At 69.6% G+C, this 24,149-nt stretch carries 27 protein-coding genes and 1 pseudogene; 14 read left to right on the top strand and 14 right to left on the bottom strand.

Annotated features, from left to right (window positions below; genetic code table 11):
- Positions 1–37 precede the first annotated feature (37 nt).
- From AC01Y6_RS04030 to AC01Y6_RS04010, 5 genes are read left to right on the top strand one after another with little or no spacing between them, the layout of a single operon-like run.
- The gene (locus tag AC01Y6_RS04030; protein ID WP_476670339.1) at positions 38–1,816 is read left to right on the top strand and encodes an arginine--tRNA ligase; all 1,779 of its coding nucleotides are present in this window, start codon (positions 38–40) and stop codon (positions 1,814–1,816) included.
- Positions 1,817–1,820: 4 nt separating this feature from the next.
- A complete protein-coding gene (locus AC01Y6_RS04025) occupies positions 1,821–2,867 on the top strand; it encodes a S1C family serine protease (RefSeq protein ID WP_428720232.1) in 1,047 nt (348 codons plus the stop codon).
- Between the two features lie 2 nt (positions 2,868–2,869).
- The gene (locus AC01Y6_RS04020) at positions 2,870–3,475 is read left to right on the top strand and encodes a deoxynucleoside kinase (RefSeq protein WP_476670338.1); all 606 of its coding nucleotides are present in this window, start codon (positions 2,870–2,872) and stop codon (positions 3,473–3,475) included.
- A 1-nt stretch (position 3,476) separates the two neighbouring features.
- Entirely contained in the window at positions 3,477–4,085 is a 609-nt protein-coding gene (locus AC01Y6_RS04015) for a deoxynucleoside kinase (protein WP_476670337.1), read from the top strand.
- The gene (locus AC01Y6_RS04010) at positions 4,082–5,587 is read left to right on the top strand and encodes a Mur ligase family protein (RefSeq protein ID WP_476670336.1); all 1,506 of its coding nucleotides are present in this window, start codon (positions 4,082–4,084) and stop codon (positions 5,585–5,587) included. Before AC01Y6_RS04015 ends, AC01Y6_RS04010 begins: the two co-directional genes overlap by 4 nt.
- Positions 5,588–5,591: 4 nt before the next feature.
- On the opposite strand, the gene trmFO is transcribed toward AC01Y6_RS04010, so the two are convergent.
- The gene (gene trmFO, locus AC01Y6_RS04005) at positions 5,592–6,926 is read right to left on the bottom strand and encodes a methylenetetrahydrofolate--tRNA-(uracil(54)-C(5))-methyltransferase (FADH(2)-oxidizing) TrmFO (protein ID WP_476670335.1); all 1,335 of its coding nucleotides are present in this window, start codon (positions 6,924–6,926) and stop codon (positions 5,592–5,594) included.
- A 50-nt stretch (positions 6,927–6,976) separates the two neighbouring features.
- Between trmFO and AC01Y6_RS04000 the strand changes: the two genes are divergently transcribed.
- Genes AC01Y6_RS04000 through hisIE form a run of 3 tightly spaced genes read left to right on the top strand, consistent with a single transcriptional unit; the run spans position 6,977 to position 8,671 of the window.
- The gene (locus AC01Y6_RS04000; RefSeq protein ID WP_476670333.1) at positions 6,977–7,258 is read left to right on the top strand and encodes a Uma2 family endonuclease; all 282 of its coding nucleotides are present in this window, start codon (positions 6,977–6,979) and stop codon (positions 7,256–7,258) included.
- Positions 7,255–8,013 carry an imidazole glycerol phosphate synthase subunit HisF gene (hisF, locus tag AC01Y6_RS03995; protein ID WP_428720238.1) on the top strand — a complete coding sequence of 253 codons (759 nt, stop codon included), beginning with the start codon at positions 7,255–7,257 and terminating at the stop codon, positions 8,011–8,013. Before AC01Y6_RS04000 ends, hisF begins: the two co-directional genes overlap by 4 nt.
- A 4-nt stretch (positions 8,014–8,017) precedes the next feature.
- Positions 8,018–8,671 carry a bifunctional phosphoribosyl-AMP cyclohydrolase/phosphoribosyl-ATP diphosphatase HisIE gene (hisIE, locus tag AC01Y6_RS03990; protein WP_347241373.1) on the top strand — a complete coding sequence of 218 codons (654 nt, stop codon included), beginning with the start codon at positions 8,018–8,020 and terminating at the stop codon, positions 8,669–8,671.
- Here the strand turns inward: hisIE and AC01Y6_RS03985 are convergent.
- Positions 8,636–8,785, bottom strand: a complete 150-nt coding sequence (locus tag AC01Y6_RS03985; protein ID WP_347241372.1) for a hypothetical protein — start codon at positions 8,783–8,785, stop codon at positions 8,636–8,638. The two genes, hisIE and AC01Y6_RS03985, sit on opposite strands and share 36 nt — an antisense overlap.
- A gap of 38 nt (positions 8,786–8,823) precedes the next feature.
- On the opposite strand from AC01Y6_RS03985, the gene glpX reads away from it, so the two are divergent.
- Together glpX and AC01Y6_RS03975 are read left to right on the top strand one after the other, a co-directional pair.
- Positions 8,824–9,792 (top strand): class II fructose-bisphosphatase, encoded by a 969-nt coding sequence (gene glpX / locus AC01Y6_RS03980; RefSeq protein ID WP_428715169.1) that lies wholly within the window; start codon positions 8,824–8,826, stop codon positions 9,790–9,792.
- Between the two features lies 1 nt (position 9,793).
- Entirely contained in the window at positions 9,794–10,474 is a 681-nt protein-coding gene (locus AC01Y6_RS03975) for a DUF58 domain-containing protein (RefSeq protein WP_347241370.1), read from the top strand.
- Here AC01Y6_RS03975 and AC01Y6_RS03970 read toward each other — a convergent pair.
- From AC01Y6_RS03970 to AC01Y6_RS03955, 4 genes are read right to left on the bottom strand one after another with little or no spacing between them, the layout of a single operon-like run.
- Positions 10,445–12,307, bottom strand: a complete 1,863-nt coding sequence (locus tag AC01Y6_RS03970; protein WP_476670330.1) for an aldehyde ferredoxin oxidoreductase family protein — start codon at positions 12,305–12,307, stop codon at positions 10,445–10,447. The two genes, AC01Y6_RS03975 and AC01Y6_RS03970, sit on opposite strands and share 30 nt — an antisense overlap.
- Before the next feature lie 47 nt (positions 12,308–12,354).
- The gene (locus AC01Y6_RS03965; RefSeq protein ID WP_476670329.1) at positions 12,355–13,608 is read right to left on the bottom strand and encodes an ABC transporter substrate-binding protein; all 1,254 of its coding nucleotides are present in this window, start codon (positions 13,606–13,608) and stop codon (positions 12,355–12,357) included.
- Positions 13,609–13,663: 55 nt separating this feature from the next.
- Positions 13,664–14,797, bottom strand: coding sequence for a carbohydrate ABC transporter permease (locus AC01Y6_RS03960; RefSeq protein WP_476670354.1), 1,134 nt, complete (start codon positions 14,795–14,797; stop codon positions 13,664–13,666).
- Positions 14,798–14,846: 49 nt separating this feature from the next.
- A complete protein-coding gene (locus AC01Y6_RS03955; RefSeq protein WP_476670328.1) occupies positions 14,847–16,040 on the bottom strand; it encodes a carbohydrate ABC transporter permease in 1,194 nt (397 codons plus the stop codon).
- Positions 16,041–16,068: 28 nt separating this feature from the next.
- Between AC01Y6_RS03955 and tsaB the strand changes: the two genes are divergently transcribed.
- Entirely contained in the window at positions 16,069–16,608 is a 540-nt protein-coding gene (tsaB, locus tag AC01Y6_RS03950; RefSeq protein ID WP_476670326.1) for a tRNA (adenosine(37)-N6)-threonylcarbamoyltransferase complex dimerization subunit type 1 TsaB, read from the top strand.
- 41 nt (positions 16,609–16,649) lie between these two features.
- Here the strand turns inward: tsaB and AC01Y6_RS03945 are convergent, their stop codons facing one another.
- Both AC01Y6_RS03945 and AC01Y6_RS03940 read right to left on the bottom strand, forming a co-directional pair.
- A complete protein-coding gene (locus AC01Y6_RS03945; protein WP_347241366.1) occupies positions 16,650–17,300 on the bottom strand; it encodes a flavodoxin family protein in 651 nt (216 codons plus the stop codon).
- Positions 17,301–17,347: 47 nt separating this feature from the next.
- A complete protein-coding gene (locus AC01Y6_RS03940; protein ID WP_476670325.1) occupies positions 17,348–18,334 on the bottom strand; it encodes a lipocalin family protein in 987 nt (328 codons plus the stop codon).
- 60 nt (positions 18,335–18,394) lie between these two features.
- On the opposite strand from AC01Y6_RS03940, the gene AC01Y6_RS03935 reads away from it, so the two are divergent.
- The 3 genes from AC01Y6_RS03935 to AC01Y6_RS03925 are packed head-to-tail and all read left to right on the top strand — an operon-like array spanning position 18,395 to position 20,770.
- On the top strand, positions 18,395–19,150 hold the full coding sequence (locus AC01Y6_RS03935; RefSeq protein ID WP_428721977.1) for a TatD family hydrolase: 756 nt from the start codon (positions 18,395–18,397) through the stop codon (positions 19,148–19,150).
- On the top strand, positions 19,132–20,445 hold the full coding sequence (locus AC01Y6_RS03930) for a phospholipase D-like domain-containing protein (protein ID WP_476670323.1): 1,314 nt from the start codon (positions 19,132–19,134) through the stop codon (positions 20,443–20,445). Before AC01Y6_RS03935 ends, AC01Y6_RS03930 begins: the two co-directional genes overlap by 19 nt.
- Complete coding sequence (locus AC01Y6_RS03925) at positions 20,432–20,770, top strand: hypothetical protein (RefSeq protein ID WP_476670322.1); 339 nt, start codon at positions 20,432–20,434, stop codon at positions 20,768–20,770. The genes AC01Y6_RS03930 and AC01Y6_RS03925 overlap by 14 nt, the downstream gene beginning before the upstream one ends.
- On the opposite strand, the pseudogene AC01Y6_RS03920 reads toward AC01Y6_RS03925, so the two are convergent.
- The 6 genes and pseudogenes from AC01Y6_RS03920 to AC01Y6_RS03895 form a co-directional block, all read right to left on the bottom strand.
- Positions 20,715–21,215 (bottom strand): annotated as a pseudogene (locus tag AC01Y6_RS03920) (IS5/IS1182 family transposase); the annotation flags it as partial. The gene AC01Y6_RS03925 and the pseudogene AC01Y6_RS03920 overlap by 56 nt on opposite strands.
- Positions 21,181–22,179 (bottom strand): pyridoxal phosphate-dependent aminotransferase, encoded by a 999-nt coding sequence (locus AC01Y6_RS03915; protein WP_476670321.1) that lies wholly within the window; start codon positions 22,177–22,179, stop codon positions 21,181–21,183. The pseudogene AC01Y6_RS03920 and the gene AC01Y6_RS03915, both read right to left, overlap by 35 nt.
- Before the next feature lie 45 nt (positions 22,180–22,224).
- Complete coding sequence (locus tag AC01Y6_RS03910; RefSeq protein WP_347242065.1) at positions 22,225–22,554, bottom strand: nucleotidyltransferase domain-containing protein; 330 nt, start codon at positions 22,552–22,554, stop codon at positions 22,225–22,227.
- Entirely contained in the window at positions 22,481–22,912 is a 432-nt protein-coding gene (locus AC01Y6_RS03905) for a HEPN domain-containing protein (RefSeq protein WP_347242066.1), read from the bottom strand. The genes AC01Y6_RS03910 and AC01Y6_RS03905 overlap by 74 nt, the downstream gene beginning before the upstream one ends.
- 9 nt (positions 22,913–22,921) lie before the next feature.
- Positions 22,922–23,770: an adenosylcobinamide-phosphate synthase CbiB gene (gene cbiB / locus AC01Y6_RS03900; RefSeq protein WP_476670320.1), complete on the bottom strand. Its 849-nt coding sequence runs from the start codon at positions 23,768–23,770 to the stop codon at positions 22,922–22,924.
- A partial coding sequence (locus AC01Y6_RS03895) for a nitroreductase family protein (protein ID WP_476670319.1) occupies positions 23,767–24,149 on the bottom strand: 383 nt, incomplete at its 5' end. The genes AC01Y6_RS03895 and cbiB, both read right to left, overlap by 4 nt.

The raw sequence follows: 24,149 nt of genomic DNA, 5'->3' as shown, positions 1-24,149 counted from the left end.
CGCCCTAAGCGCGGCTTAAGGGTATGATGGCCCCTTGATGGTGCGCCGCGCCTTAGAGGAAGCCGTTCGCGAGGCCCTAAAGGAGATGGGCCTGGACCTCCCCCTGCGGGTGGCCAGGGCCCCTAAAGGCAAGCCCGGGGACTACGGGGTCCCCCTCTTCGCCCTGGCCAAGGAGCTCAAAAAACCTCCCCAGGCCATCGCCGAGGAGCTTAGGGGCCGCCTGAAGCTTCCTCCCTTCGTGGAGGAGGCCATCCCCGTGGGGGGGTACCTGAACTTCCGCCTCGCCACCGAGGCCCTGCTGGCGGAGGCCCTGAAGGAGCGGCGGCCCTTCCCAAAGAGGGAGGGCCTGGTCCTCATTGAGCACACCTCGGTGAACCCCAACAAGGAGCTCCACGTGGGCCACCTGCGGAACATCGCCCTGGGGGACAGCCTGGCCCGCATCCTGGCCTACGCCGGGCGGGAGGTGCTGGTCCTCAACTACATTGACGACACCGGGCGCCAGGCCGCGGAGACCCTCTTCGCCCTGCGCCACTACGGCCTCGCCTGGGACGGGAAGGAGAAGTACGACCACTTCGCCGGTAGGGCCTACGTGCGCCTCCACCAGGACCCCGAGTACGAGAAGCTCCAAGCGGGCATTGAGGAGGTCCTCCACGCCCTGGAACGGGGGGAGCTACGGGAGGAGGTGAACCGCATCCTCCTCGCCCAGATGGCCACCATGCGCGCCCTAGGGGCCCACTACGACCTCCTGGTCTGGGAATCCGACATCGTCCGGGCGGGGCTTCTGGAGAAGGCCCTCGAGGTCTTGCAGAAGAGCCCCCACGTCTTCCGCCCCAAGGAGGGGAAGTACGCCGGGGCCCTGGTCATGGACGCGAGCCCCTTCATCCCGGGGCTGGAAGACCCCTACTTCGTCCTGGTGCGCTCCGGCGGGGCGGCCACCTACTACGCCAAGGACATCGCCTTCCAGTTCTGGAAGATGGGCCTCCTGGAAGGCCTCCGCTTCCGCCCCTACGAGAACCCCTACTACCCCGGCCTCCGCACCAGCGCCCCCGAGGGGGAGCCCTACACCCCGAGGGCCCAGGAGACCATCAACGTCATAGACGTGCGCCAGAGCCACCCCCAGGCCCTGGTGCGGGCCGCCCTGGCCCTGGCGGGGCACCCCGGGCTCGCCCAGGGCGCCTTCCACCTGGCCTATGAAACGGTCCTCCTGGAGGGAAGGCAGATGTCGGGGCGGAAGGGCCTCGCCGTGAGCGTGGACGAGGTCTTAGAGGAGGCCAGGAGGCGGGCCCTCGCCATCGTGGAGGAAAAGAACCCCGGCCACCCCAACAAGGAGGAGGCCGCAGGGATGGTGGCCCTGGGGGCCATCCGCTTCGCCATGGTGAAGACCGAGCCCAAAAAGCAGATAGACTTCCGCTACCAGGAGGCCCTTTCCTTTGAGGGGGACACGGGGCCCTACATCCAGTACGCCCACGCCCGGGCGAGCAGCATCCTGCGCAAGGCGGGAGCCTGGGGAGCCCCCGACCTCCTAAAGGCCACCCCCTACGAGCGGGAGCTGGCCCTGGCCCTTTTGGACTTTGAGGAGGCGGTGCGGGAGGCGGCGGAGGAAAAGACCCCTCATATCCTCGCCCAGTACCTCCTGGACCTGGCGGGAAGCTGGAACGCCTACTACAACGCCAAGGAAGGAGACCGGCCCGCCACCCCGGTCCTCACCGCTCCTCCTGGCCTAAGGGAGCTCCGCCTGGCGCTGGTGCAAAGCCTCAAGGAAACCCTTGGGATTGGCCTCGGCCTCCTCGGCATCCCCGCCCCCGAGGTAATGTAAGGCCATGCCCGTTCCCCTCCTTGCCCTCCTCCTTCTCGCCCTGGCCCTGGGGCAGCGCCTGGTCTCCCCCGAGGAGGTGGCCCGGAGCCAGGTCATCAAGAAGGCCCTTCCGGCCGTGGTGCGGATCCAGGGCACCCCCCTTAGCGCCGGGGAAGGGAACGTGGTGGGTACCGGCTTCTTCGTGAGCCCCCTTCGCCTCGTGACCAACTACCACGTGGTGCAGGACCTGACCGACCTCACGGTGCGCCTCTACGACGGGCGAACCTTCCCTGCCGAGCGCTTCGCCGTGGACCCGGGGATCGACCTCGCCCTCCTCACGGTGAAAGGGGTGCAGGCCCCGGGGGTGCTGGCCTTCAGCAAGGCCTCCACCGCCAACCTTCCCCTGGGGATGGGGGTGGTGGTGGTGGGCTTCCCCTACGGCCAGGGCCCCCTGGCCTCCTACGGCATCCTCTCAGGGGTAGGCCCCCTCGAGGTCCCCACCCCCGATCCCTCCATCGGGGCCGAGGTGGGGGAGTACCTTTTCACCGACGCCCCCCTCACCGTGGGCAACTCGGGTAGCCCCCTGCTGAACCTTCAGGGCGAGGTGATCGGGGTGGTGGCCGACGTGGTGGGGGGCCCGAGCGGGGTGGGGGGGATCGGGGTGGCCATCCCCGCCGAGCTCGCCGCCCAGAGCGTGGAGGACCTGGAGCGCTTCGGCATCCCCCAGCGGGGCTGGCTGGGGGCGAGCCTCATCAGCCTGGAGGAGCTACCCCCCGTGCTTCTCCGGGCCGTGGGCCTCACCACCCTCCAGGGGGCCATGGTGGACCGGGTGGAGCCGGGAAGCCCCGCCGCCCGGGCGGGGCTCAGGGGAGCGAGCCGGGACGCCCAAGGGAGGCTTGTGGCCCTGGGGGACGTGATCCTGGCGGTGAACGGCACCCCCGTCAAGGACAAGGTGGACGTGGTGCGCCGCATCGCCCGCTACCGCCCCGGGGACCGGGTGCGCCTCACCCTGTGGCGGGAGGGGCGGAGGCTCGAGGCCACCCTCACCCTCATGGCCCGGCCCAGGAGGTAGGCGTGTACGTGGCCATTGAGGGACCCATCGGCGTGGGCAAGACCACCTTGGCCCGCCTCCTTGCGGAGGCCCTGGGGGCCGAGCCCCTTTTGGAGGTGGTGGAGGAGAACCCCTTCCTCCCCCTCTTCTACCAAGATCGGAAGCGCTACGCCTTCAAGACCCAGGTCTTCTTCCTCCTCTCCCGCTTCCGCCAGCTCTCCCGCCTGGCGGAAAGGCCCCTCTTCGGCGGGGTGGTGGCCGACTACCTCTTTGACAAGGACGCCATCTTCGCAAGCCTCACCCTCGAGGGCCCGGAGTGGGACCTCTACCTGGAGCTTTACCGGGAGCTTTCCCCCAGGCTCCCCCCGCCCGACCTCACCCTCTACCTGAGGGCCCCGGTGCCCGTGCTCCTGGAACGCATCGCCAGGCGGGGAAGGCCCTTTGAGATGGGCATGGACCCGGGCTACCTCGAGGCCCTCTCCCAGGCCTACGAGCGCCACTTCGCCCGCTACCCCCACCCCCTTTTGGTCCTCGAGGCTGACCGGCTGGACTTTAGCCCCACGGGCCCCCACCGGGAGGAGGTGGTGGCCCTGGTGCGGGCCCACCTTGCGAAGACCCCGGGCGCCTAGCATGTACGTGGCCATCGCCGGCAACATCGGTAGCGGCAAGAGCACCCTCACCGCCCTCCTGGCCGAAGCCTTCGGCTTTAGGCCCGTGTACGAGGCGGTGAGCGAGAACCCCTACCTGGAGGACTTCTACCGGAACATGGCCGCTTACGCCTTCCACTCCCAGGTCTTCTTCCTGGCGAGAAGGGTGCGCCAGCACCTCCTGGAGGTGAACGGCCAAGACCGCGTGGTCCAGGACCGCACCCTCTACGAGGATGCCTTTGTCTTCGCCCGCCACCTCCACCGGGAGGGCTACCTCTCCGAGCGGGACTGGCGGACCTACCTGGACCTCTTCCAAAGCCTCGCCCCCGCGCTGAGGAAGCCCGACCTCCTCCTCTACCTCCGGGCGAGCCTCCCCACCCTAAAGAGGCGCATCGCCAAGCGGGGCCGTCCCTTTGAGCGGGAGATCCCGGACCGCTACCTCCTGGGCCTGAACCGGCTCTACGAGGAGCTCATGGCGGGCTGGGACCTCTCGCCGGTCTACGTGGTGGAGGCGGACCGGGTAGACTTCGTGGAGAGGGAGGAGGACCGGGAGGCCCTTCTGGAGGCCCTACGGCTGCGCATCCGGCCATGACCCTGCAGGAGCTCTTCGCCCCCTACGGCCTTTCCGCCCCGCCCCTAGGCGTGCGGGGCCTCACCCTGGACTCCAGGGAGGTGGAGCCGGGCTTCGTCTTCGTGGCCGCCCCCGGGGTGCCCCTCCCCCACCGGAAGCCCTTAGACGGGCACGACTTCATCCCCGAAGCCCTTAGGCGGGGGGCCATCGCCGTGGTGGGGGAAAGGGACCTCGCCCTCCCCGTGCCCTACCTGAAGGTGGCGGACAGCCGCCAGGCCCTGGCGGAGCTCGCCCGTCGCTTTTACGGGGAGCCCGACCGGGGGCTATTCCTCTTCGGGGTCACGGGCTCCAAGGGCAAGACCACCACGAGCTTCCTCCTCCACCACCTCCTCGGGGAGGCCGCCCTCCTCTCCACCGCGGGCCTAGCCCTGGGGAAGGAGCGGCGCCCCCCCATAGGCCACTTCACCACCCCCGAGGCCCACCGGGTCTACGCCTTCTTGCGGGAGGCCGCCGACCGGGGCCTGAAGGAAGCGGTGCTGGAGGTCTCCAGCCACGCCCTCGCCCTCAAGCGGGTGGAGGGCCTCCGCTTCCGGGTGGGGGTCTTCGTGAGCTTCTACCCCGACGACCACCTGGACCTCCACGGCACCCCCGAGGCCTACTTCCGGGCCAAGGCCCTCCTGGTGGAGCGCTCGGAGCTTGCGGTGCTCTCCACCCGGCTCCCCCACCTGGACCTCCTGAGGAGGAGGCCCCACCTCCTCTTCGGCCCCGGGGGGGAGGTGTGGGCGGAAGGAGTGCGGGAAACGGAAAAGGGCCTCGCCTTCGCCCTCCACACCCCCTTTGGCCGGGGGGAGGCCTTCTTGCCCCTGCTTGGGGCCTACAACTTGGAAAACGCCCTGGCGGCCAGCGCCGCCGCCTTGGCCTATGGGCTTTCCCTGGAGGAGGTCCTGGCCCGCCTCGCCACCTTCCCCGGGGTGCCGGGCCGGATGGAGGTGGTCCAGGAGGAGCCTTTCCGCGTGGTCATTGACTTCGCCCACACCGGGAAGAGCCTCGAGGCCGCCCTCACCACCCTGAGGCGCACCACCAAGGGGAGGCTCCTCCTCGTGGTGGGGGCGGCGGGGGAAAGGGACCCCGGGCGGCGGGAGGACATCGGCAAGGTGGCCGCCCGCCTTGCCGACAAGACCTTCTTCACCGAGGAGGACCACCGCACCGAGCCCCTGGAGGCCATCCTCCAGGCCCTCGCCGAGGCGGCGAGGAGGGAGGGGGGCGTCTTTGAGCTGGTCCCGGACCGGGAGGAGGCCATCCTCCGGGCGGTCCTGGAGGCCCAGGAGGGGGACACGGTGCTCCTCGCCGGCAAGGGGCACGAGGCCACCCTGGAGAGGGGAACCCTCGCCCTCCCCTGGGACGAAAGGGCCGTGGCCCTCGCCGCCCTCAGGAAACGCTTTCCGGAAGCCTCGCCCCGAGAGCTGACACCACCCCATGCTGGCCCAGGCCAGCATGGGGGCCCCGGTAAAAAAGACCTGTAGGGCTTCAAGCCTCGGTCTGAGCGAGGGATTCACGCCCAAGGGGCATAAGGGAGAAAAGCCACTCCGAGAAGGCCCTTAGGCCCCTCCGGTACATGGCCTGGCGCTTCTCCTTCTTGCCCGCCTTCCCCTCCGCCGGAGGCACCAGGCCCCAGTTGGCGTACATGGGCTGGAAGCCCTCGGGGTTCGCCGTGGCCAGGTAGCGCACGAGCCCCCCCAGCATGCTCTCCTCCGGGGGCGCCACGGGGGGAAGCCCCAGGACCTTCCGCGCGGCGTTGAGCCCGGCGAGGAAGCCCGTGGCGGCGCTCTCCAAGTACCCCTCCACCCCCGCCAGGACCCCGGCGGCGAAGAGCCCTTCCGCCCCCTTGAACTCCAGGGTCTCGCGAAGGAGCCTCGGGGCGTTCAGGTAGGTGTTCCGGTGCATCACCCCGTAGCGGACGATCTCGGCGTTTTCCAGGCCGGGGATCATCTGGATGAGCCGCTTCTGCTCGGGCCACTTGAGCCCCGTCTGGAACCCCACCAGGCTCCACATCCTTCCCGCCTTGTCCTCCTGGCGGAGCTGGACCACGGCGAAGGGCTCCTTCCCCGTGCGGGGGTCTTTGAGCCCCACGGGCTTCATGGGGCCAAAGAGCAGGGTCTGGTAGCCCCGCCGGGCGAGCTCCTCCACGGGGACGCAGGCCTCAAAGAACTCCAGCCTCTCCCACTCGTGGGGGGTGTGGCGCTGGGCCTCGAGGAGGGCCTGGTGGAAGCGGCGGTACTCCTCCTCGGTCATGGGGCAGTTGAGGTAGTCGGCGCTCTGGCCGTAGCGGCCCGCGCGGAAGCACTTCGCAAGGTCAATGCTCTCGTAGAGGACGATGGGGCTTGCGGCGTCGTAGTAGGCGAGGAAGTGGTCCCCGAAGCGCCGCTTCAGGGCCTCGGCCAGGGCCTCGGAGGTCAAAGGCCCCGTGGCGAGCACGGTGATCCCAGGGGGGATCTCCCGCACCTCCTCCCGCACCACCTCGAGGAGGGGGTGGCGGGAAAGCCTTTCGGTGATGTACCCGCTAAACTCCTCCCGGTCCACGGCCAAGGCCCCCCCGGCGGGCACCCTCGCCCGGTCCGCCGCCTCCATGACGAGGCTTCCGGCAAGGCGCATCTCCGCCTGGAGGAGGCCCTTGGCCTGGGCCTCCCCCTCCCCGCCCAGGGAGTTGGAGCAGACGATCTCGGCGAAGCGGTCCGTGCCGTGGGCCGGGGTCATCCGCTTGGGGCGCATCTCAAAAAGGCGCACGGGGACGCCCAGGCGCAAGAGGGTCCAGGCGGCCTCGCTTCCCGCGAGGCCCGCCCCCACCACGTTCACCCGTTCCATCCTTTAGATGGTAGCACCGGAAGGGCTTTGGGAAAAGTATAATGGCCTCCATGGTGCGGCACCGGTTCCGGGTGGAGGAGGACCTCTACACCCAGGCCCACCCCGGCCCGGAGGACGGGCTTCTTTTGGTGAGCCTCTCCACCGAGGCCTGGGACCGGGAGAAGAAGCTTCCCCTCTACGCCCAGGCGGGCCTCCCCGAGGTCTGGCTCCTCACCCGGGAGGGCCTCGAGGTCCACCGGAAGCCTGAGGGGGGCCGCTTCCTTGTGGCCCAGGGCGAAACGATCGCCCCCCTCCTCCTGCCCGAGGCCGAGCTCCTCTTCCAGCCCCTATGAGCCTCGCCAAGCGCATCGTCCCCTGCCTGGACGTCCACGCGGGCCGCGTGGTCAAGGGGGTGAACTTCGTAAACCTCAAGGACGCCGGGGACCCCGTGGAGGCGGCCCGGGCCTACGACGAGGCGGGGGCGGACGAGCTCGTCTTTCTGGACATCTCCGCCACCCACGAGGAACGGGCCATCCTCCTGGACGTGGTGGCGAGGGTGGCGGAAAGGGTCTTCATCCCCCTCACCGTGGGCGGGGGGGTGCGCTCCTTAGAGGACGCCCGCAAGCTCCTCCTCGCGGGGGCCGACAAGGTGAGCGTGAACTCGGCGGCGGTGCGGCGCCCCGAGCTCATCCGGGAGCTTGCCGACCACTTCGGGGCCCAGGCGGTGGTCCTGGCCATAGACGCCCGGTGGCGGGGCGACTTCCCCGAGGTCTACGTGGCGGGAGGGCGCGTGCCCACGGGCCTCCACGCCGTGGAGTGGGCGGTTAGGGGCGTGGAGCTTGGGGCCGGGGAGATCCTCCTCACCAGCATGGACCGGGACGGGACCAAGGAGGGGTACGACCTGGAGCTCACCCGCAGGGTAGCGGAGGCCGTGGGGGTCCCGGTCATCGCCAGCGGCGGGGCCGGGCGGATGGAGCACTTTCTGGAGGCCTTTCAAGCCGGGGCCGAGGCCGCCTTGGCGGCGAGCGTCTTCCACTTCGGGGAGATCCCCATCCCCTCCCTCAAGCGCTTCCTTTCGGAAAGGGGCGTCCACGTGCGGCTAGACTAGGGGCATGGACCTTTCGGCGGTGCGCTTTGACGAAAAGGGCCTCGTGCCCGTGGTGGTCCAGGACGCCCGCACCGGGGAGGTCCTCACCCTGGCCTACGCCAACCGGGAGGCCCTGGAGGAAACCCTAAGGACGAGGAGGAGCACCTTCTATAGCCGAAGCCGCCAGGCCCTCTGGCGCAAGGGGGAGACCTCGGGGCACACCCAGGAGGTGGTGGAGGTCCTCCTGGACTGCGACGGCGACGCCGTGGTCTACCGGGTCCTCCCCCAGGGCCCCGCCTGCCACACGGGGGAAAGGACCTGCTTCCACCGGGCGCTCCTGGAGGGGGAGAAGGACCTGGGCTTCGTGGCGGGCCAGGTCTACGCCACCATCCTGGAGCGCCTAAGGACCCTCCCCGAGGGGAGCTACGTGGCCCGGATGCACCAGGCGGGCCTGGACCGGATCCTGAAGAAGATCGGGGAGGAGGCGGGGGAGGTCATCCTCGCCGCCAAGAACGGAAGCCCCGAGGAGCTCCGCCACGAGGCGGCGGACCTCCTCTTCCACCTCCTCCTCACCCTGGCGGAGCTCGGCCTCACCCCGGAGGACCTGGCGAGGACCCTCTGGGAAAGGCACAAGCCGAAAGGCCTAGCCCCGGCGAAGGAGCCAGAGCCTCCCGCCTAGCCGCACCTCTTCCAGGAAGCGGTGGAGCCAGGCGCGGAGGCCCCTTCTTCCCTGGGCCTCGGGCCGCACCGCCTCCCGGTAGCGCCTGGGCCCGTCCTCCACGAAGCCCCCCATGCCCTAAGTCTACCCCCGGACCCCTTATGATGGAAGCCATGGAAATGGAGCGCCGGTTGGTCCTCGAGGTGGTGCGGGTCACGGAGCAGGCGGCCCTGGCGGCAAGCCGCTTTGCGGGCAAGGGGGACAAGGAGGCGGTGGACGAGGCGGGCACCCAGGCCATGCGCCGGGTGCTCAACGAGCTTCCCATAAGGGGCACCGTGGTCATCGGCGAGGGGGAGATGGACGAGGCCCCCATGCTCTACATCGGGGAGGTGCTGGGCCAGGGGGGCCTCGAGGTGGACATCGCCGTGGACCCGGTGGAGGGAACCACCACCGCCGCCAAGGGCCTGCCCAACGCCGTGACCGTGATCGCCCTGAGCGAAAAGGGCGGGCTCTTCCACGCCCCCGACATGTACATGGAAAAGCTCATCGTCCCCCCGCCCGCCGCGGGCCTCGTGGACCTCACCTGGCCGGTTTCCGCCAACCTCAAGGCCCTGGCCCTCGCCCTCCAGCGCTCGGTGGAGGACCTGGTGGTGGTGGTCCTGGACCGCCCCCGGCACGAAAGGCTCATCCGGGAGATCCGGGAGGCGGGGGCTAGGGTCAAGCTCATCTCCGACGGGGACGTGATCGCCGCCTTGGCCGCCGCCATCCGCGGCACGGGGGTCCACGCGGTGATGGGCATCGGGGGGGCCCCGGAAGGGGTTTTGGCCGCCGCCGCCCTAAAGTGCCTGGGGGGGGAGATCCAGGCCCGCTTCACGCCGCAAAACGAGGAGGAAAGGAAGCGCCTCAAGTCCATGGGCGGGGACGAGAACCGGGTCTACAAGACCGAGGACCTGGCCCCCGGGAAGGAGATCGTCTTCGCCGCCACCGGCATCACCGACGGGGACATCCTCCAGGGCGTGCGCTTCTTCGGGGGCGGGGCCAGGACCCACTCCATCGTCATGGGGTACGCCACGAAAGTCGTACGCTTCATAGACTCTATCCATCTTTTTGAGACGGGGGCGCGGGTGACCATCCGGGTTTAGGGTGGGAAGGAGCCGCTACCGCATCGCCACCAGGCCCTACCTCCCCTACCCCGGGGAGCGCCTGGCCCGGAGGAAGGGCCTCGGGGGGGAGTTCTACGAGCTCAGGCCCTACGCCCCCGGGGACGAGGTGCGCCGGGTCCACTGGCGGGCCTACGCCAAGACGGGAAGGCTTTTCACCCGCCTGGAGACCGCCCCCGAAAGGGCCCGCTTCCGGGTCTACCTGGACCAAAGCCCGAGCATGGGCCTCCACGGGAAGCTCCCCTACGCCCAGGAGGTGGCGGCCCTCCTCCTCAGGATCGCCCGCCAGGAGGACCCCCTGGCCCGCCTCAGGGAGGGGAGCCCCAAGGACCTCCCTCTGGGAAGGGGGGTGCTGGTCCTCGTCACCGATGGCCTTGACCCCCTTCCCTGGCCCAGGCTCCTGCCGAGGCGGGTGGTCCTGGTGCAGGTCCTCTCCCCCCTGGAGCTGGACCCGCCCCTGGAGGAAGCCTTCCTTAAAGACGTGGAGACCGGGGAGGTCCTCCCCGTGGGGCGGGAGGAGGTGGAGGCCTACAAGGAGGCCCTGGCCCTCCACCTCGAGGCCCTCCGCCTCCTCGCCCTCCTCCGGGGGCGGTACGCCCTCCTCCGGGTGGGGGAGCCCCCTCTCCCCGCCCTCCTACGCCAGGGCGTTCTGGAACTCCTCTAGGCCCAAGGCCTTAAGCCTTCCCGGATCCACGCCCCCCTCCCAGCCCGCAAGCCTCCGGTAGGCCCTGACCCCCTCCCAGAAGGCCTCGAGGTCCAGGCGGGCCTCGGGGTTTCCCTTGCGGAAGGGCTGGAAGAAGCGCTCGGGAAGCCGGTCCTCCTCCGGGGGGATCCCCTCCCGCAGGTTGAAAAGCCGGGTGAGCTGGAGGGTCCTCTCCCCCACCGCGAGCATCTCCTCCGGGGAAAGCCGCCAGCCCGTGGCGGCGTAGAGGGCCTCCTGCCACTCCTCGGGAGTCCAGGGGACGAAGTCGCAGAGCACGAGGCTATTCACGAAGCCCCTTTCCCGGGTCTTGGTCCAGAGCATCCGGATCTTGGCCTCGGAGAGGTCCTCTATGGGGAGGGGCCCGAAGTCCTCCCCGTAGAAGCGGAGCTCCTTCAAGGCCTTCCCCTCCTTGGCGAAGGCGGTGTCGTGGAGGTTGTGGTTGTGGTCCGCCCCCGTGGGGCTCACGGCGTACCCCACCCCCAGGGCCCGCTTGTACCGGGGGTCGTGCATGGGCACCTCCTGGCCCTTCACGTGCATGGCGAGCTCCGGGTGGCCTAGGCCCTCGGCGAGGCGCTTCGCCCCCCTTGCGAGAAGCTCCCCAAGCCTCCCCTCCCGCCTCGCCAGCTTCTCTATGGCGGCGATGAGGGCGTCCCCGTTCCCGAAGCGAAGCCCCAGGCCCTCGTCGTCCAGAAGGCCCTTCTCCACCGCCTCCATGGCGCAGGCGAGGGTCACCCCCACCCCGATGACGTCCAGGCCGTACTGGTTGCAGAGGGTGTTGGCCTTGGTCACGGCGTAGGGGTCGGTGACCCCGCAGGTGGAGCCTAGGGCCCCAAGCCCCTCGTACTCCGGCCCCCCGTACTCGGGGCGGACGTCGTACTTGCCCGTGCCCTCAATCTTCACCACCTGCTTGCAGCGGATGGCGCAGGCGTAGCAGGTGTCCCGGCCGATGCGGATGCCGAGGGCGTCCAGGCTGGTGCCGTCTAAGGCCTCGGCCCCCTCTAAAAAGCCATCCAGGAAGTTGTGGCTCGGCAGGACCCCCCGGAGGTTGAAGGGCTTCACCGTGCCCACGGTGCCCATGGTGACGAGGCCCGCCGCCCTTTCCATGCGCTCCTTGGCCATGCGCCGGGCGAGCTCCTTGAGGAGGCCGGGGTCGTGGTAGGCGGGGAGGGTCTCCTTGCGGGCCCGGGCGGAGACCGCCTTGAGCCTCTTGGCCCCCATCACCGCCCCCAAGCCCCCCCTCCCGGCGAAGTGGGCCAGGTCGTGGATGACGTTGGCGGTGAGGACCCGGTTCTCCCCGGCGAGGCCGATCTGGGCCACGCGGGTATTGGCCCCGTGGGCCTCCTTGATGAGGGCCTCCACCTCCAGGGGGTCTTTACCCCAGAGGTGGACCGCGGGGTGGAGGGCCACCTCCCCCCCTTCCACGTGGAGGTAGACGGGGGCTTCCGCCTGGCCCAGGACCACCAGGGCGTCCAGGCCCGCGTTCTTGAGCTCCGCCCCGAAGAAGCCGCCCCCCTCGGCGTCCCCGTACCCCCCGGTGAGGGGGCTCTTGGCGGCCACGGTGTTCCGCCCCGAGCCGGAGATGGGAGTTCCGGTGAGGACCCCGGGGGCGAAAACGAGGGCGTTCTCGGGGCCCAGGGGATCCGCCCCCTTGGGCACGTGCTCGAGGAGGAGATAGGCGGCGAGGGCCCGGCCCCCCAGGTAGCGCCGCCAGAAGGCCTCGCCGAAGCTCTCGTACCAAACCCGCCCCGTGGAGAGGTCCACAAAGGCCACGCGGTCGTGATAGCCCTTGGGCATGGCTAAAGTCTACCCCCGCCCAGGGCGGGCGGGGGAGGCTTCGGCCTTTAGCGGGTCTTCCCCGAGAGCAGGTCCTCCGCCAGCTTCTGGGCCTTGTCCAGGGCCGCCTTGGGGTCGGCCTTGTTGAGGATGGCCTCCTTGATGGCCTGGCCCAGGATGTCAAAGCGGATCTGCTCCCACTCCGCCAGGGCGGGCTCAAACTTGGCGTAGCGGCTCTGGCGCACGATGGTGGCGTAGTCGGGGTTCTCGGCGGCGTAGGTCTGGTAGACGGGGTCCTTCAGCGCCCCCTCCGTCACGGGCACGTACCCCGTGGCCGTGGCGAAGACCGCCTGGGCCCTGGGGGAGAGGACGAACTCCAGGAAGTCCTTGGCCACGGCCTGCTCCTCCTTGGAGGCCTGGCGGAAGACCACCAGGTTGGTCCCCTGGACGAGGCCATAGCCCGGCTGGCCCTTGGTCCGGCCGGGAAGGGGGGCCACCCCCAGGTCAAACTTGGCCCCCTGGCGGTAGTAGGTGTAGCCGGCGGAGGTGTCCACGCTGAAGGCGTAGGGGCCGGAGCCCAGGTTCTGGTTGATGTACCCCGAGGTGATGGCCTTGGCCCACCCCTCCTTCACCCCGTTTTGCAGGAGGGTGAGGGCCTCCACCGCCTCCTTGGAGTTCAGGACGAGCTTGCCGTTTTTCAGGTAGCTCCCGCCCAGGTTGAAGAAGAAGTAGGCGAAGGTGGAGGCGTCGGGCTGGAACCAGTAGACGGGGCCGCCCTCGGCCTGGGAGAGCCGCTTGGCGGTGGCCACGAACTCCTCCAGGGTGGCGGGCACCTTGGCCCCGTGCTTCTTCAGAAGGTCCTTGTTGTAGTAGAGGACCTGGATACTCTTGTTGAAGGGCACCCCGTAGACCACGCCCCCGAAGCGCACGGCGTTCAGGAAGGCCAGGTTCACCCCCTGGAGCCTGACCCCCAGGGACTCAATGGGGAGGAGGGCCTTGGCCTCGAGGTAGAGGGCGATGTTGTTCTCGTAGGCCTGGGCCATGGCCGGGACCTTCCCCGCGGCGAAGGCCGCCTTGATCTTGGTGGAGAGGTCCCGGTAGCCCCCTTGGGGAACGGGGCGCACGCACCGCCCCTGCTGGGCCTTGTTGAACTCCACCACCAGGTTCTCCAAGGCGGCCTTCGGAGCCCCGCCGGTGAAGCCGTGCCAGAGCTCGGCCACCACCTTGGCCTTGGCGCACTGCTCCTTGATCACGTCCTCCGGCTTGGCCTGCTGGGCGAAGGCCACGCCCAGCGCCGCCACCAGCAAAAACGCCTTCTTCATACCCTCACACCTCCGGGGAAAGTATACCGCACCTCCTGTCAAGGCTTCTTCAAGCTCACTTCAGCCCGGTGCGGGCGATCCCTTGGATGAACTGCCTCTGGGCCACGAAGTAGCCCAGGACCACCGGCAGGATGACGAAGGTGCTCGCGGCCATCAAGGCCCCGTAGTCCGAGCCCGCCTCGGAGACGAAGGCGAGAAGCCCTAGCTGCACCGTGCGCATCTCCGGGCTTTGGGTGACGATGAGGGGCCAAAGGAGGGCGTTGTAGGCCCCGAGGAAGGTGAAGATGCCGTAGGAGACGAGCCCCGGTACGCTTAAGGGTAGAGCGATGCGGAAAAGCTGGGTCAGGTACCCCGCCCCGTCTATGCGGGCGGCGTCAAAGAGGTCCTGGGGCAGGGAGAGGTAAAACTGCCTGAGGAGGAAGATGCCGAAGACCGAGGCGAGCCAGGGGACGATGAGGGCGTAGAAGGTGTCCAGCCAGCCCAGCCGGGCGAGGAGGACGTAGTTGGGGATGAGGAGCACCTCCCCCGGGACCATCATGGTGGCCAGCACGAGGACGAAGACCGCCTCCTTCCCCGGGAAGGGGATGCGGGCCAGGGCGAAGGCGGCGAGGGCGGCCAGGAAAAGGCCCACCGCCACCTGGGTGAGGGCGGTGAAGAAGCTCACGAAGAAGTAGCGGCCCCAGGGGGCCGCCTGCCAGGCCTCGAGGTAGTTGTGGAACACGTACCCCAAGGCCCCGGGGACCGCGTTCACCCACTCCAGCCGCCAGTACTCCCCCTGGGAGCGGCGGGCGTCCGGGGGCAAGGGGGGCTGGAGGGGCACCCCCTTGGGCCAGAGGACCACCAGGGGCACCCGGCGGAAGGGGGCCTCCCCCGCGTTGGTGAGGCGCACCCGCCACCCTCCCTCCCCCCGGACCACCTCCACCCTCGTCCCGTCCGCCACGGGGTCAACGAAGGCCCCGGGGGAGCGGGGCACGAGGGCCTTTGGGGGAGGGCCCTCGGGCCCGGGGAAGAAGAGCTCCACGCTCCTTCCGGGCCCAAGGCCGCCCAGCAGGGGGCTATCCCCGAGCCTCGCCGCCTTGAGCCAGTTCCTCGGCTTCATCCGCTCCGGCACCCACACGGGCTCCGCCTGGAGGGCTTCCTGAGGGCTTTTCAGGCTCGTGGCCAGCATCCAGTAGAAGGGGAAGGCCATGACCAGGCCCCCCGAGAGGAGGAGGAGGTGCACGAGGAGGCGGGCCGCCCTAGATCTCATAGTTCACCCGCCTCTCCAGCACCCGCCGCTGGACCAGGGTGAGGACCAGGATGACCAGGAAGGTCACCATGGCGATGGCGCTGGCGTAGGAGAAGTCCGAGTCGCGGAAGCCCTTGTTGTAGAGGTAGAAGGCCAGGGTAAGGGTGTCCTGGAGCACCCCGCCCGTGGGGGTGAGGACGTAGACCTGGGTGAAGACCTGGAAGGCGCCGATGAGCCCCAGGGTGAAGAGGAAGAAGGTGGTGGGGGAAAGGAGGGGCCAGGTGATGAGGCGGTGCTTCTGGAAGAAGCTCGCCCCGTCCAGCTCGGCGGCCTCGTAGTACTCCTTGGGGATGGCCTGAAGCCCCGCCAGGAGGACCACCACCTGGTAGCCCAGGAGGTGCCAAAGGCTCATGGCCATCACCGCCACGAAGGCCAGGCTGGGCCCCGCGAGGAAGCCCTGAAGCTCCATCCCCAAGGGGCGGAGGAGGAGGGCGAAGACCCCGGTGGGGGTGTTGAGCCAGTCCAGGCCCGGGGTGTGGAGGAGCCAGTTGAGGAAGCCGAACTCCGGGTGGTAGATCCAGCGCCACACGGCGGCCGCGGCGGTGAGGGCCGTGATGTAGGGCAGGAAGAAGAGGGTGCGGTATAGCCCCTGGAAGGCCACCTGGGTGTTGAGGAGGATGGCCACGAAGGTAGCGAGAAGAAGCCCCGTGGGCACGGTGAAGACCACGTACCAGAAGGTGTTGCCCAAGGCGCGCCAGAAGAGGGGGTCCTCGAGGAGGATGCGGTAGTTCTTGAGCCCGGCGAAGGCGGCGGGCCTCAGGAAGTTCACCCGGTCCAGGAAGCTCAGGTAAAAAGCGTAGAGGGTGGGGAAAACGTGCCACACCAAAAGGAGGGCCAGGGCGGGCCAGACCAGGGCCCAGCCGTAGAAGGCCCCCTGCGCCCTCTCGGAAAGGCCCCGGACGAAGCGGGCCCCGAGGAGAAGGGGCACGAGGAAGGCCAGGGGGGGCCAGAGGGGGGAAAGGAGCCCGAGTAGAAAGAGGGCGTGGGCCCGGCCGAAGCGGAGGGCGTAGAGGGCGAGGGCCCCGTAGAGGCCGAGGCTCAGGGCCACCCCCCACCCCGGGAAGAAGCCCAGGCGCTCCCCGTAGAGCCCCAAGAGGAGAAGCCCCCCCAGGGAAAGGAGCAGGTGGTAGGGGAACGCCCGCATCCTCACGGGGAGTATATAGGATGGAGGGGTGTGGACCCTGACCCTGGACACCGCCACCCCCTACCTCTCCCTGGGCCTCTTCCGGGGAGAGGAGGGCCTGGGCCGGGTGGTGCGGGTGGAGAGGCGGCACGAGGAGGTCCTCTTCGGCCTCCTGGAAGAGGTTTTGGCCCAGGTGGGGGCGAGGCGGGAGGAGATCTCCGCCGTGGTCTTAGGGGAGGGGCCGGGCTCCTACACGGGCCTCCGCATCGCCTTGGCCGCGGGGCTCGGCCTGGCCCAGGCCCTGGGGGTTAGGGTCTATGGGGCAAGCTCCCTCCTCGCCGCCTGCTGGCCCTACCTGAAGGAAGGGGAGCCCCTCACCCCCCTCTTCACCGCCAGAAACGGCCTCTTCTACGGGGCCACCTACACCCTGGAGAAGGACCGGCCCAAGGAGGTGGCCCCCCCGAGGAAGCTCAAGGCCAAGGAGCTACCCCAGGAAGGCCGCCTCCTCCTGGACGCCCCTCCGGACCCCAGGGCCCTCTACGAGCTCCTCCCCTACGCCAGGGAAGGGGTGGAGCCCCTCTACCTCTAACCGAGGCGGGCGGGCGCCCTCGGCCTCCTCCTTGGGCGGGATCAGTCCGCCGCCGCCCCGGGCAGGGGGGCGAGGTAGCGGTAGCTCGGCAGGGGCTCCTGGAAGGAGGCCCCCCGAAGCCTCTCCGCCATGAGCACCAGGTTCTCCCCGGCGATGCGGGCGTCCTCCAGGAGCTCGGGGTTCTCCTTAAGGCTTCGCATCCCCTTGCGGTGGGCGTAGACCAGGCCCAGGGGGGCGAGGACGAAGCCCATGTAGGAGAGGGGCAGGAGCATCTGGGCGAGGGCCTGGCTTCCCCCCTCCTCCTCCGCCACCGCCAGCAGGGCCATGGGCTTCCCCAGGTTGAGGAGGCCCTGGTTCTCCATGGAGGTCATGCGCTCCAGGAGGGCCTTCATCCGGGCCGAGGCGCTGAACCAGTAGACCGGGGTGGCGAAGACCACGGCATCGGCCCCTAGGATCCGCTCCGCCACCTTCCCGAACCCGTCCCAGGGCCCCTGCACGCAGGCCTCGGGGCCGCAGGAGGCGGGGTCTTGGGAGTAGTTCCCGGCGCAGAAGGGAAAGGGGTGCCGCACCAGGTCCAGGCGCTCGGTGAGGGCCCCCTTGCGCCTGGCCGCCTCCAGCACCAGGTCCAAAAGCTCCGCCGTGAACCCGTCCGTCCGTGCCGATGCGTTGACGCCGAGCACGCGTAAGCCCATAAATATCACCCAGGCGCTAAACCACCTTTAGTATAGCAGGCGCAACCCTAGGGCCGGAAAGCCCCGGCCACGAACTCCCCCATCCCCCGGGCCCGCACGGGGCTCCCCCGGAGAAGCCCCTCTCCCGCCACCGGCCCCTCCCAGTAGGCCACTCGGGTGGTTTGGGAGAAAATCTCCCCCTCCCGGAAGAGGGGCCTCAAGGAGAGGGCGAGCCCGGGGCCCTCCAGGCGCCAGGCCAGGGTGTAGGTGCGGCCCGAGGGGCTCGTCCAGGCCTCCAGGGGGTGGAAGGCGAGCTCCAGGCCCTCCGCCCGCCCCAAGGGGTCCACGAGGCTTCCCAGGACCTGGACCACCCTCCCCTCCCGGTCCTTCACCTGGTAGGCCATGAGCTCGGAGCCGTCGGAGAGGTGGAGGCCGAACCAGTCCCAGGTGGCCGAGACCCCGGAAAGCTGCTCCCCCCACTGGTGGTCCAGCCAAACCTCCCCCTGGGCCCGCTCCCCCAGGACCTGCCCGGCGGCCTTGGCCCGGGTGTAGGACTGGTAGTACATGCGCCCCGTGGCCTCGGTGCCCGAGTAGCCCGGGGGGTGGACCACGGGGGGCTTCAGGGGGAGGAAGCGGAGGTCCACCCCGGGGGCCTCGAGGCGGAACCCCTCCCCTTCCCGGAAGAAGCGCCACCCGGCGAGCTCAAGCCTGGGCCCGGCCTCCGCCCGCCCCCGGGGGGCGAAGAGGTCCTGGTCGGAGGCCTCGAGGAAGCGCCTTTCCCCCGTGCGCAGGTCGGTGAGGGCCAGGTGGGCGGCGTGAAAGGCCCCGAAGAGGCTTCCCGGCAAGCCCAGGATGCGGTAGGAGGGGGGCGGGTAGGCCTTGAAGAAGGCGAAGTGGAAGGCGTAGGGCTCGGCCCACCCCGAGGCGTACCACCACTCCAGGGGGGCGGGCTTGGGGTCCCAGTCGGCGGGGTCCGGGAGCCTCGCCGGGTCCACCCCCAAAAGGGCCGGGGCGCAGGCGGAAAGGAGAAGGGCGAGGAGAAAAAGGCGCCTCATACTTCCATGCTACCCGGAAAGGCCCTTTCCCAAGTCCAGGGCCTGCGCTACATTGGCCCCATGACCGACACCCACGCCCACCTGGACTTCCTGGAGCCCGAGGAGCTCGCCGAGGCCAGGGCCCACCTCCAAGAGCTCCAGGCCGTCCTCACCCTGGGAGTAGACCCAAGCCGCTGGGAGAAGACCCTAAGCCTCGCCCAGGGGAACGTCTACGCCGCGGTGGGCCTCCACCCCACCAGCGCCCACCTCCTCTCCCCCGAGGTGGCGGAGGCCCTCCGCCACTACGCCCGAAGCGAGCGGGTGCGGGCCATCGGGGAGACGGGCCTGGACTACCACTGGACCCCCGAGACCAAACCCGCCCAGCTTAAGGCCCTGGACTTCCAGGCGGCCCTGGCGGAAGAGCTTGGCCTTCCCCTGGTCCTCCACGTGCGGAGCAAGGACGGCAAGGCCGAGGAGGACTTGGCGGCCTGGCTTCTCCTCCACCGGCCCCAAAGGGTGGTCCTCCACGCCTTCTTTGGCCACCCCGCCCTGGAGGAGGCGGGCCTAAAGGTGGGGGCCTACTTCAGCTTCGCCGGGCCCCTCACCTACAAGAAAAACGCCGCCCTCAGGGAGGTGGCGGCCCGGCTTCCCGGGGAAAAGCTCCTGGTGGAAACCGACACCCCCTTCCTGCCCCCGGAGCCCCACCGGGGAAGGCGGAACCTTCCCCACTACGTGCGCCACACCCTGGAGAAGCTCGCCGAGGTGCGGGGCCTGACCTTCGCCGAGGCGGAGGCCCTCACGGACGGGAACGCCCGGGTATGCTTTGGCTGGGTATGAAGCGCCTCCTCCTTCTCCTCTGGCTTCTCGGCCTGGCCCTGGCGGCGCCCCGCCTCGTGGTGGAGCCCGAGGACGGGGTCAAGCCCCTCCTGGACCTCATCGCCTCCGCCCGGGAGGAGATCCTGGTGAAGATGTACCTCTGGACCCCAAGCCGCATGGACGTGGTGGAGGCCCTGGGGGAGGCGGTGAAGCGGGGGGTAAGGGTCCGGGTCCTCTTGGAGCGGGAGCCCTCGGGGGGACGGGTGGACCTCCAGGTCTTCCAGGCCCTGAAGGAGCGGGGGGTGGAGGTCCGGCTCACCACCCCCTTTCGCTTCGTCTTCGTCCACGAGAAGAGCCTGGTGGTGGACCGGAGGCTCGCCTGGGTGGGGACCATGAACCTCACGGGAAGCTCCTTCGGCGCAAACCGCGAGTACGCCCTGATCCTGGACGACCCCAAGCAGGTAGCGGAGGTGGCCCGGGTCTTCGCCGCGGACTGGGCCGGGGAAAGGCTTGACCTCTCCAAGGCCCTTCTCGTCTTTGCCCCAAGCCGCGTCCTCGGCGGGGTGAAGGAGGGAAACGCCCGCGAGGCCCTCCTCGGCCTCATCCGTAGCGCCAGGAAGGAGCTTTTCCTGGAGCACCAGGCCATGGCCGACCCCGAGGTGGTGGAGGCCCTGAAGGAGGCCCTTAGGCGGGGGGTGCGGGTGCGCCTTTTGGGAAGCCCCAGGGAGCCCGGGGACACCTACTTCCTGCAGGGCGCCCTGGACCTGAAGGAGGCGGGGGCGGAGGTGCGCTTCCTCCCGGGCCCCTACGTCCACGCCAAGGTCCTGGTGCGGGACGGCGAAGAGGCCCTCCTGGGAAGCCTGAACCTGAGCGCGAACTCCCTGAACGCTAACCGGGAGCTTGCCGTGCGCTTCACCGCAAAGGAGGCCCCCGAGGCCTTCCGGAGGCTCCTTTCCGTGATGGAAGGGGACTGGGAAAAGGCGCTCCCGGAAAACCCCTTCGCCCTCCCCCCGGTGGAGGGGGTGATCCCCTGGCAGGAGGCCCCCCGGTACTTCGGCCGCGTGGCCACGGTGGAGGGGGTGGTCCAGGGGGTGGAGGACCGGGGCACGGTGGCCTTCCTCAAGTTCGGCCCCGGGGAACAGGACCTCCGCCTGGTGGTCTTCCCGAGGAACTACGGCCTCTTCGCCCAGCCCTTCCCGGAAAGCTACCTGGGCAAGCGGGTGCGGGCCCGGGGAAGGATCGTCCTCTACGGGGACTACTACGAGATCGTCCTCGAGGGGCCCGACCAGCTGGAGGTGCTGGATGGAAGGCCTTGAGGCCCTGGGCTACGAGGTGAGCCCCATAGAGGGAGGCTTCTACGGGGAGAAGCGGCGGGGCGGGGTGGTCTACCAGGTCTTCTACTCGGAAAAGGGCGACCTTCGCCTGCGGCGCAAGCGCTTCCTCAAGGAGGAGGCGAGGCCCCTCGCCCTCGCCGGGGTGGAGGGGGAGTGGGCGGCCCGGGTGGAGGTGGAGGAAAATTTCTTCGCCGTGGCAAACCCCGAGGACCTGCCCTCCCTCGTCCTCGCCTTTGAGCGGCTGGGCTTGCCTAGTAAATCGCCTCGTGCCCCGGAGGGGGCGGGAGAAGGGAGAGAAGAACCCTAAGGCCGTAGGCGATGAGCTCCAAAAGCGCCCGCGCCATGGCCGTCCAAGGCTTCCGCTCCCAAAGGTATCCCCCACCCAGCCGCGCCTTCATCCCCCCAAACCCCGCGTCCGCCAAAAGCCAACCCCGGGAAGGAGGAAACCGCCTCAGCACCTCTCCCCCCAGCCGGGGGTCCGGGGCGTAGCCCTCCCCGGCCACCCCACCCCAGGGCCACAACAGCCGCCTCCTCCTATCCCACCGCATCAGGGCCAGAAGCCGCGTGTGCCGCCGCGCCTCCTCCCCCCGACGAAAGGGGAGAAGCCGGTCCTCCCTCCGGTAGGCCAGCCCCGTGGTGTCCATGAGGTAGAGGGGGGGGAGGCGCCGGCGCCTGTCCGGAAGGCGCTTCCTCCTCCGGCGAGGATTCCGTCCGGGCTCACGTCCTAAGCGTACCGGCGAGGACCTCCTCCAGCGCGAGGAGGAGCGCCCCTATGGCCTCTTCCCTCTGGGCGGAGAGCCTGAGCCATTCGGGAAGGCCGAAGCTCGTGGCGTCCCGCACCCTTAGGCCCCTTTCCCTAAGGGCCCTCGCTACCTCCGTGGCCTTCCCCACCCGCACCAGGAGGAAGTTCGCCGGGCTTTCCCGGACCTCGAGGCCCAGGTCCCTCAGGCCCTGGGCCAGGAGGCGCCTGAGCCGGAGGAGCTCCCGCTTGCTCTCCTCCAGCCAGGCCCGGGCCTCTGGGTCCAGGTGAGCTTGGAGGAGGGCCTCCCCGTAAACGGAAAGGGGCCAGCTCGGGGCCAGGTTCTGGAAGTGGGTGAGGTCCAGGGGGGCCACGAGGTACCCCGCCCTGACCCCCGTGAGGCCGTGGGCCTTGTTGGGGCTATAGAGGCGGAAGGCCCCCTGGGGGAGGGGAGGGGGGGATTCCATGAGGTCGTAGTAGGCGAGGTCCAGGACCAAGGCCCCCCCTGCGCGCCTTGCGGCCTCCTCCAAAAAGGGGTAGACCTCCCCCGTGGGATTGTTGGGCACGCAAAGAAAGGCTAAAGAACTCCTGGGGAGGAGCTCCAGGAAGGCCTCGGGGCTTTCCGCCTCCCACAAGGGGAGGTCCAGGGCCCTCGCCGCCCGGGCGTACTCGCTGAAGGTGGGGGGAAGGAGGAGGATGGGCCCCCGCAGGTAGGTCCAGCGGGCCAGGCGGTGGATGAGCTCGCTGGTGCCCGTGCCCACGGCCACCTGCTCCGGGCGCACCCCGTGGGCCTCGGCCAGGGCCGCCCTGAGCCTCCGGTAGAGGGGGTCGGGGTAGCGGCTCGGGTCCACCGCCTTAAGCCTTTCCAGGATCACGGGGTTCGGTCCCAGGGCGTTGGCGTTGGTGGAGAAGTCGTAGAGGGGCTCGGGGCCCTCGTCGGTGCCGCCGTGGATGGGCCGGAGGACGTCGTCCAGCATGCCTTCCATGGTAGGGAAGCCGTGGGAGGCCGACTGGGGCTCAGGCTAAGGACGGAGGCGGAGGGCGCCCTCCCGCATCCGGGCGAGGACGGCCTCGAGGCGGGCCGCCTCCTCCTCGGTGTAGGCGTGAAGCTCCAGGGGAAGGCCGGGGAAGGCCTTTCGGGCCAGGCGGTGGAGGTCCTCCCGGCGGGGCCCCCGGTAGAGGAGGAGGAGGTCCACGTCGCTCCCCACCAAGGCCCTTCCCTGGGCCCAGGAGCCGAAGAGCCAGGCCTCGAGGAGGAGGAGTTCCTTTTCCAGGGCCTTAAGCCCCTCCTCGAGGCGGAGGAGAAGCTCCTCCCTCCTCCATCTGGGATAGAACACCTTCACAGTAGGCATACACCGCCTCCGCGTGTCCCAAGAGGCGCTCGGCCTCGCCCCGCCGGTAGCGCTGAAAGGGGGCGCCCTCCGGCAGGGCGTCGGGGTACCGGCTTGGGATGTAGGCCTTGTCCAGCTCGCTGGCGGCGTCCAGCAAAGCCTCGGGCACAGGGAAGTTTTGGGCGAGCTCCTCGAGGAGGCCCGCCACCGAGTGGCCCCAGGCCACGGCGCCCAGCCTCTGAAAGACGGCCTTCACCGCCTTCTCCGCTGCTTGCTGCGCCGCGAAGGCCGCCCACTCAAAAAACCCTTCCCGGAGGGAAAGCCTAGCCTGCTCCAGGTCCCGCTTGGCCTGGAGCAGGAAGTCCCGGCTCCGCTCCACCTTCAAAGCCTACCCAAGCCCCGTGGCCGCCGCAAGGAGGAGCCCCACCCCGTAGCCCAGGCCCCCCACGAGCCAGAGGGCCTTCCGGGTGTGCTTTGCCTCGGGAGAGGGGGCGAGGGGGTTGAGGGCGTAGGCCCCCCGCTTCCTCAAGCGCACCCCGAGCCTCAGGGCCAGGGCGGCCATGGGGAAGCCCGCGTTGGGGGAGGGGGTCTTGCGGGCCTCCCGCAAAAGCCTTCCCCAAAGCCTTGGGGGGCAGAGGAGAAGCCCGGTGAGGCGGGCGGGGAGGAGGTTCAGGAGGTCGTCCGCCCGGGCGGCGAAGGTGCCCCTCGCCCCGTGCTCCGGGTAGCCCCACATGGCGTCGGCGGTGTTGGCGTAGCGGTAGAGGGCGGCCCCCCCGAGGCCCAAGAGGGCGTAGTAGAGGAGGGGGGCGATGAGGCTATCCGAGAGGTTTTCCGCGAGGCTTTCCAAGGCGGCCTCCCGCACCTCCTCCTCGGAGAGGTCTTCGGTTCTGCGGCTCACGATGCGGGAAAGGCGCCTTCTTCCCGCCTTTAGGCCCTCCCCCAGGGCCCTTTCCACCGCCAGGACCTCCAGGAGGAGCATCCTCAGGCTGAAGAGGGGCTTGAGGAGGAGGCCCAAGGCCACCCAGCCCCAGGCCAAAGGCCTCAGGAGGAGGTCCAGGAGGAAGGCGGGGAGGGCGAAGAGAAGGGCCCCGAGGGTCCAATAGAGGGCCCCGGACCAGAAGCCCCGCACCCTGGGCCAGGCCCAGGCGAGGTACCGCCCCATCCAGACCACGGGGTGGAGCCGGGGCGGGGGCTCCCCTAGGAGGGCGTCCAGGAGGAGGGCGAGGAGGAGGCTCACGGGAAACGCTCCTGGTAGCGGAGAAGAGGTCCTCCCGGGCGCCAGCCTGCACGTTGCAGAAGGGGCTCCTCCGGCCAGGCGCGGGGGTATCCCAGGCAGAGGTGGGCCAGAATCCGGTAGCCCGGTGGGGCTCCCAGAAGCCTTGCTGCCGCTTCGGGTTCCAGAATGCTCACCCACCCCACCCCGATCCCTTCGGCCTGGGCCGCGATCCAGGGGTTGCCCACGGCCGCCACCGAGTAAGCGAAGGTCTTGGGCATGGTGCGGTGGCCGAGGCTTCTCGCCACGGGCCTATGGAAGACGGCGAGGTGCAGAGGGTCCTCGAGGCGCAGGCGGTTGTAGGCTTGCCTTACCTTGGCCTCAAAAAGCGCCCTTTCCTTGG

The sequence above is a fragment of the Thermus sp. genome (genome assembly GCF_056332225.1).
The sequence above is the reverse complement of the archived record's forward strand: the minus strand, read 5'-3'. Positions and strand labels throughout refer to the sequence as shown.

What these genes read in the sequence shown, in the direction of transcription:
- AC01Y6_RS04030 (WP_476670339.1), top strand. Translation starts at nt 38, where the DNA reads ATGGTGCGCCGCGCCTTAGAGGAAGCCGTTCGCGAGGCCCTAAAGGAG.
- AC01Y6_RS04025 (WP_428720232.1), top strand. Translation starts at nt 1,821, where the DNA reads ATGCCCGTTCCCCTCCTTGCCCTCCTCCTTCTCGCCCTGGCCCTGGGG.
- AC01Y6_RS04015 (WP_476670337.1), top strand. Translation starts at nt 3,477, where the DNA reads ATGTACGTGGCCATCGCCGGCAACATCGGTAGCGGCAAGAGCACCCTC.
- AC01Y6_RS04010 (WP_476670336.1), top strand. Translation starts at nt 4,082, where the DNA reads ATGACCCTGCAGGAGCTCTTCGCCCCCTACGGCCTTTCCGCCCCGCCC.
- trmFO (WP_476670335.1), bottom strand. Translation starts at nt 6,926, where the DNA reads ATGGAACGGGTGAACGTGGTGGGGGCGGGCCTCGCGGGAAGCGAGGCC.
- AC01Y6_RS04000 (WP_476670333.1), top strand. Translation starts at nt 6,977, where the DNA reads ATGGTGCGGCACCGGTTCCGGGTGGAGGAGGACCTCTACACCCAGGCC.
- hisF (WP_428720238.1), top strand. Translation starts at nt 7,255, where the DNA reads ATGAGCCTCGCCAAGCGCATCGTCCCCTGCCTGGACGTCCACGCGGGC.
- hisIE (WP_347241373.1), top strand. Translation starts at nt 8,018, where the DNA reads ATGGACCTTTCGGCGGTGCGCTTTGACGAAAAGGGCCTCGTGCCCGTG.
- AC01Y6_RS03985 (WP_347241372.1), bottom strand. Translation starts at nt 8,785, where the DNA reads ATGGGGGGCTTCGTGGAGGACGGGCCCAGGCGCTACCGGGAGGCGGTG.
- glpX (WP_428715169.1), top strand. Translation starts at nt 8,824, where the DNA reads ATGGAAATGGAGCGCCGGTTGGTCCTCGAGGTGGTGCGGGTCACGGAG.
- AC01Y6_RS03970 (WP_476670330.1), bottom strand. Translation starts at nt 12,307, where the DNA reads ATGCCCAAGGGCTATCACGACCGCGTGGCCTTTGTGGACCTCTCCACG.
- AC01Y6_RS03965 (WP_476670329.1), bottom strand. Translation starts at nt 13,608, where the DNA reads ATGAAGAAGGCGTTTTTGCTGGTGGCGGCGCTGGGCGTGGCCTTCGCC.
- AC01Y6_RS03960 (WP_476670354.1), bottom strand. Translation starts at nt 14,797, where the DNA reads ATGGCCTTCCCCTTCTACTGGATGCTGGCCACGAGCCTGAAAAGCCCT.
- AC01Y6_RS03955 (WP_476670328.1), bottom strand. Translation starts at nt 16,040, where the DNA reads ATGCGGGCGTTCCCCTACCACCTGCTCCTTTCCCTGGGGGGGCTTCTC.
- AC01Y6_RS03945 (WP_347241366.1), bottom strand. Translation starts at nt 17,300, where the DNA reads ATGGGCTTACGCGTGCTCGGCGTCAACGCATCGGCACGGACGGACGGG.
- AC01Y6_RS03940 (WP_476670325.1), bottom strand. Translation starts at nt 18,334, where the DNA reads ATGAGGCGCCTTTTTCTCCTCGCCCTTCTCCTTTCCGCCTGCGCCCCG.
- AC01Y6_RS03935 (WP_428721977.1), top strand. Translation starts at nt 18,395, where the DNA reads ATGACCGACACCCACGCCCACCTGGACTTCCTGGAGCCCGAGGAGCTC.
- AC01Y6_RS03930 (WP_476670323.1), top strand. Translation starts at nt 19,132, where the DNA reads ATGCTTTGGCTGGGTATGAAGCGCCTCCTCCTTCTCCTCTGGCTTCTC.
- AC01Y6_RS03925 (WP_476670322.1), top strand. Translation starts at nt 20,432, where the DNA reads ATGGAAGGCCTTGAGGCCCTGGGCTACGAGGTGAGCCCCATAGAGGGA.
- AC01Y6_RS03915 (WP_476670321.1), bottom strand. Translation starts at nt 22,179, where the DNA reads ATGCTGGACGACGTCCTCCGGCCCATCCACGGCGGCACCGACGAGGGC.
- AC01Y6_RS03910 (WP_347242065.1), bottom strand. Translation starts at nt 22,554, where the DNA reads ATGCCTACTGTGAAGGTGTTCTATCCCAGATGGAGGAGGGAGGAGCTT.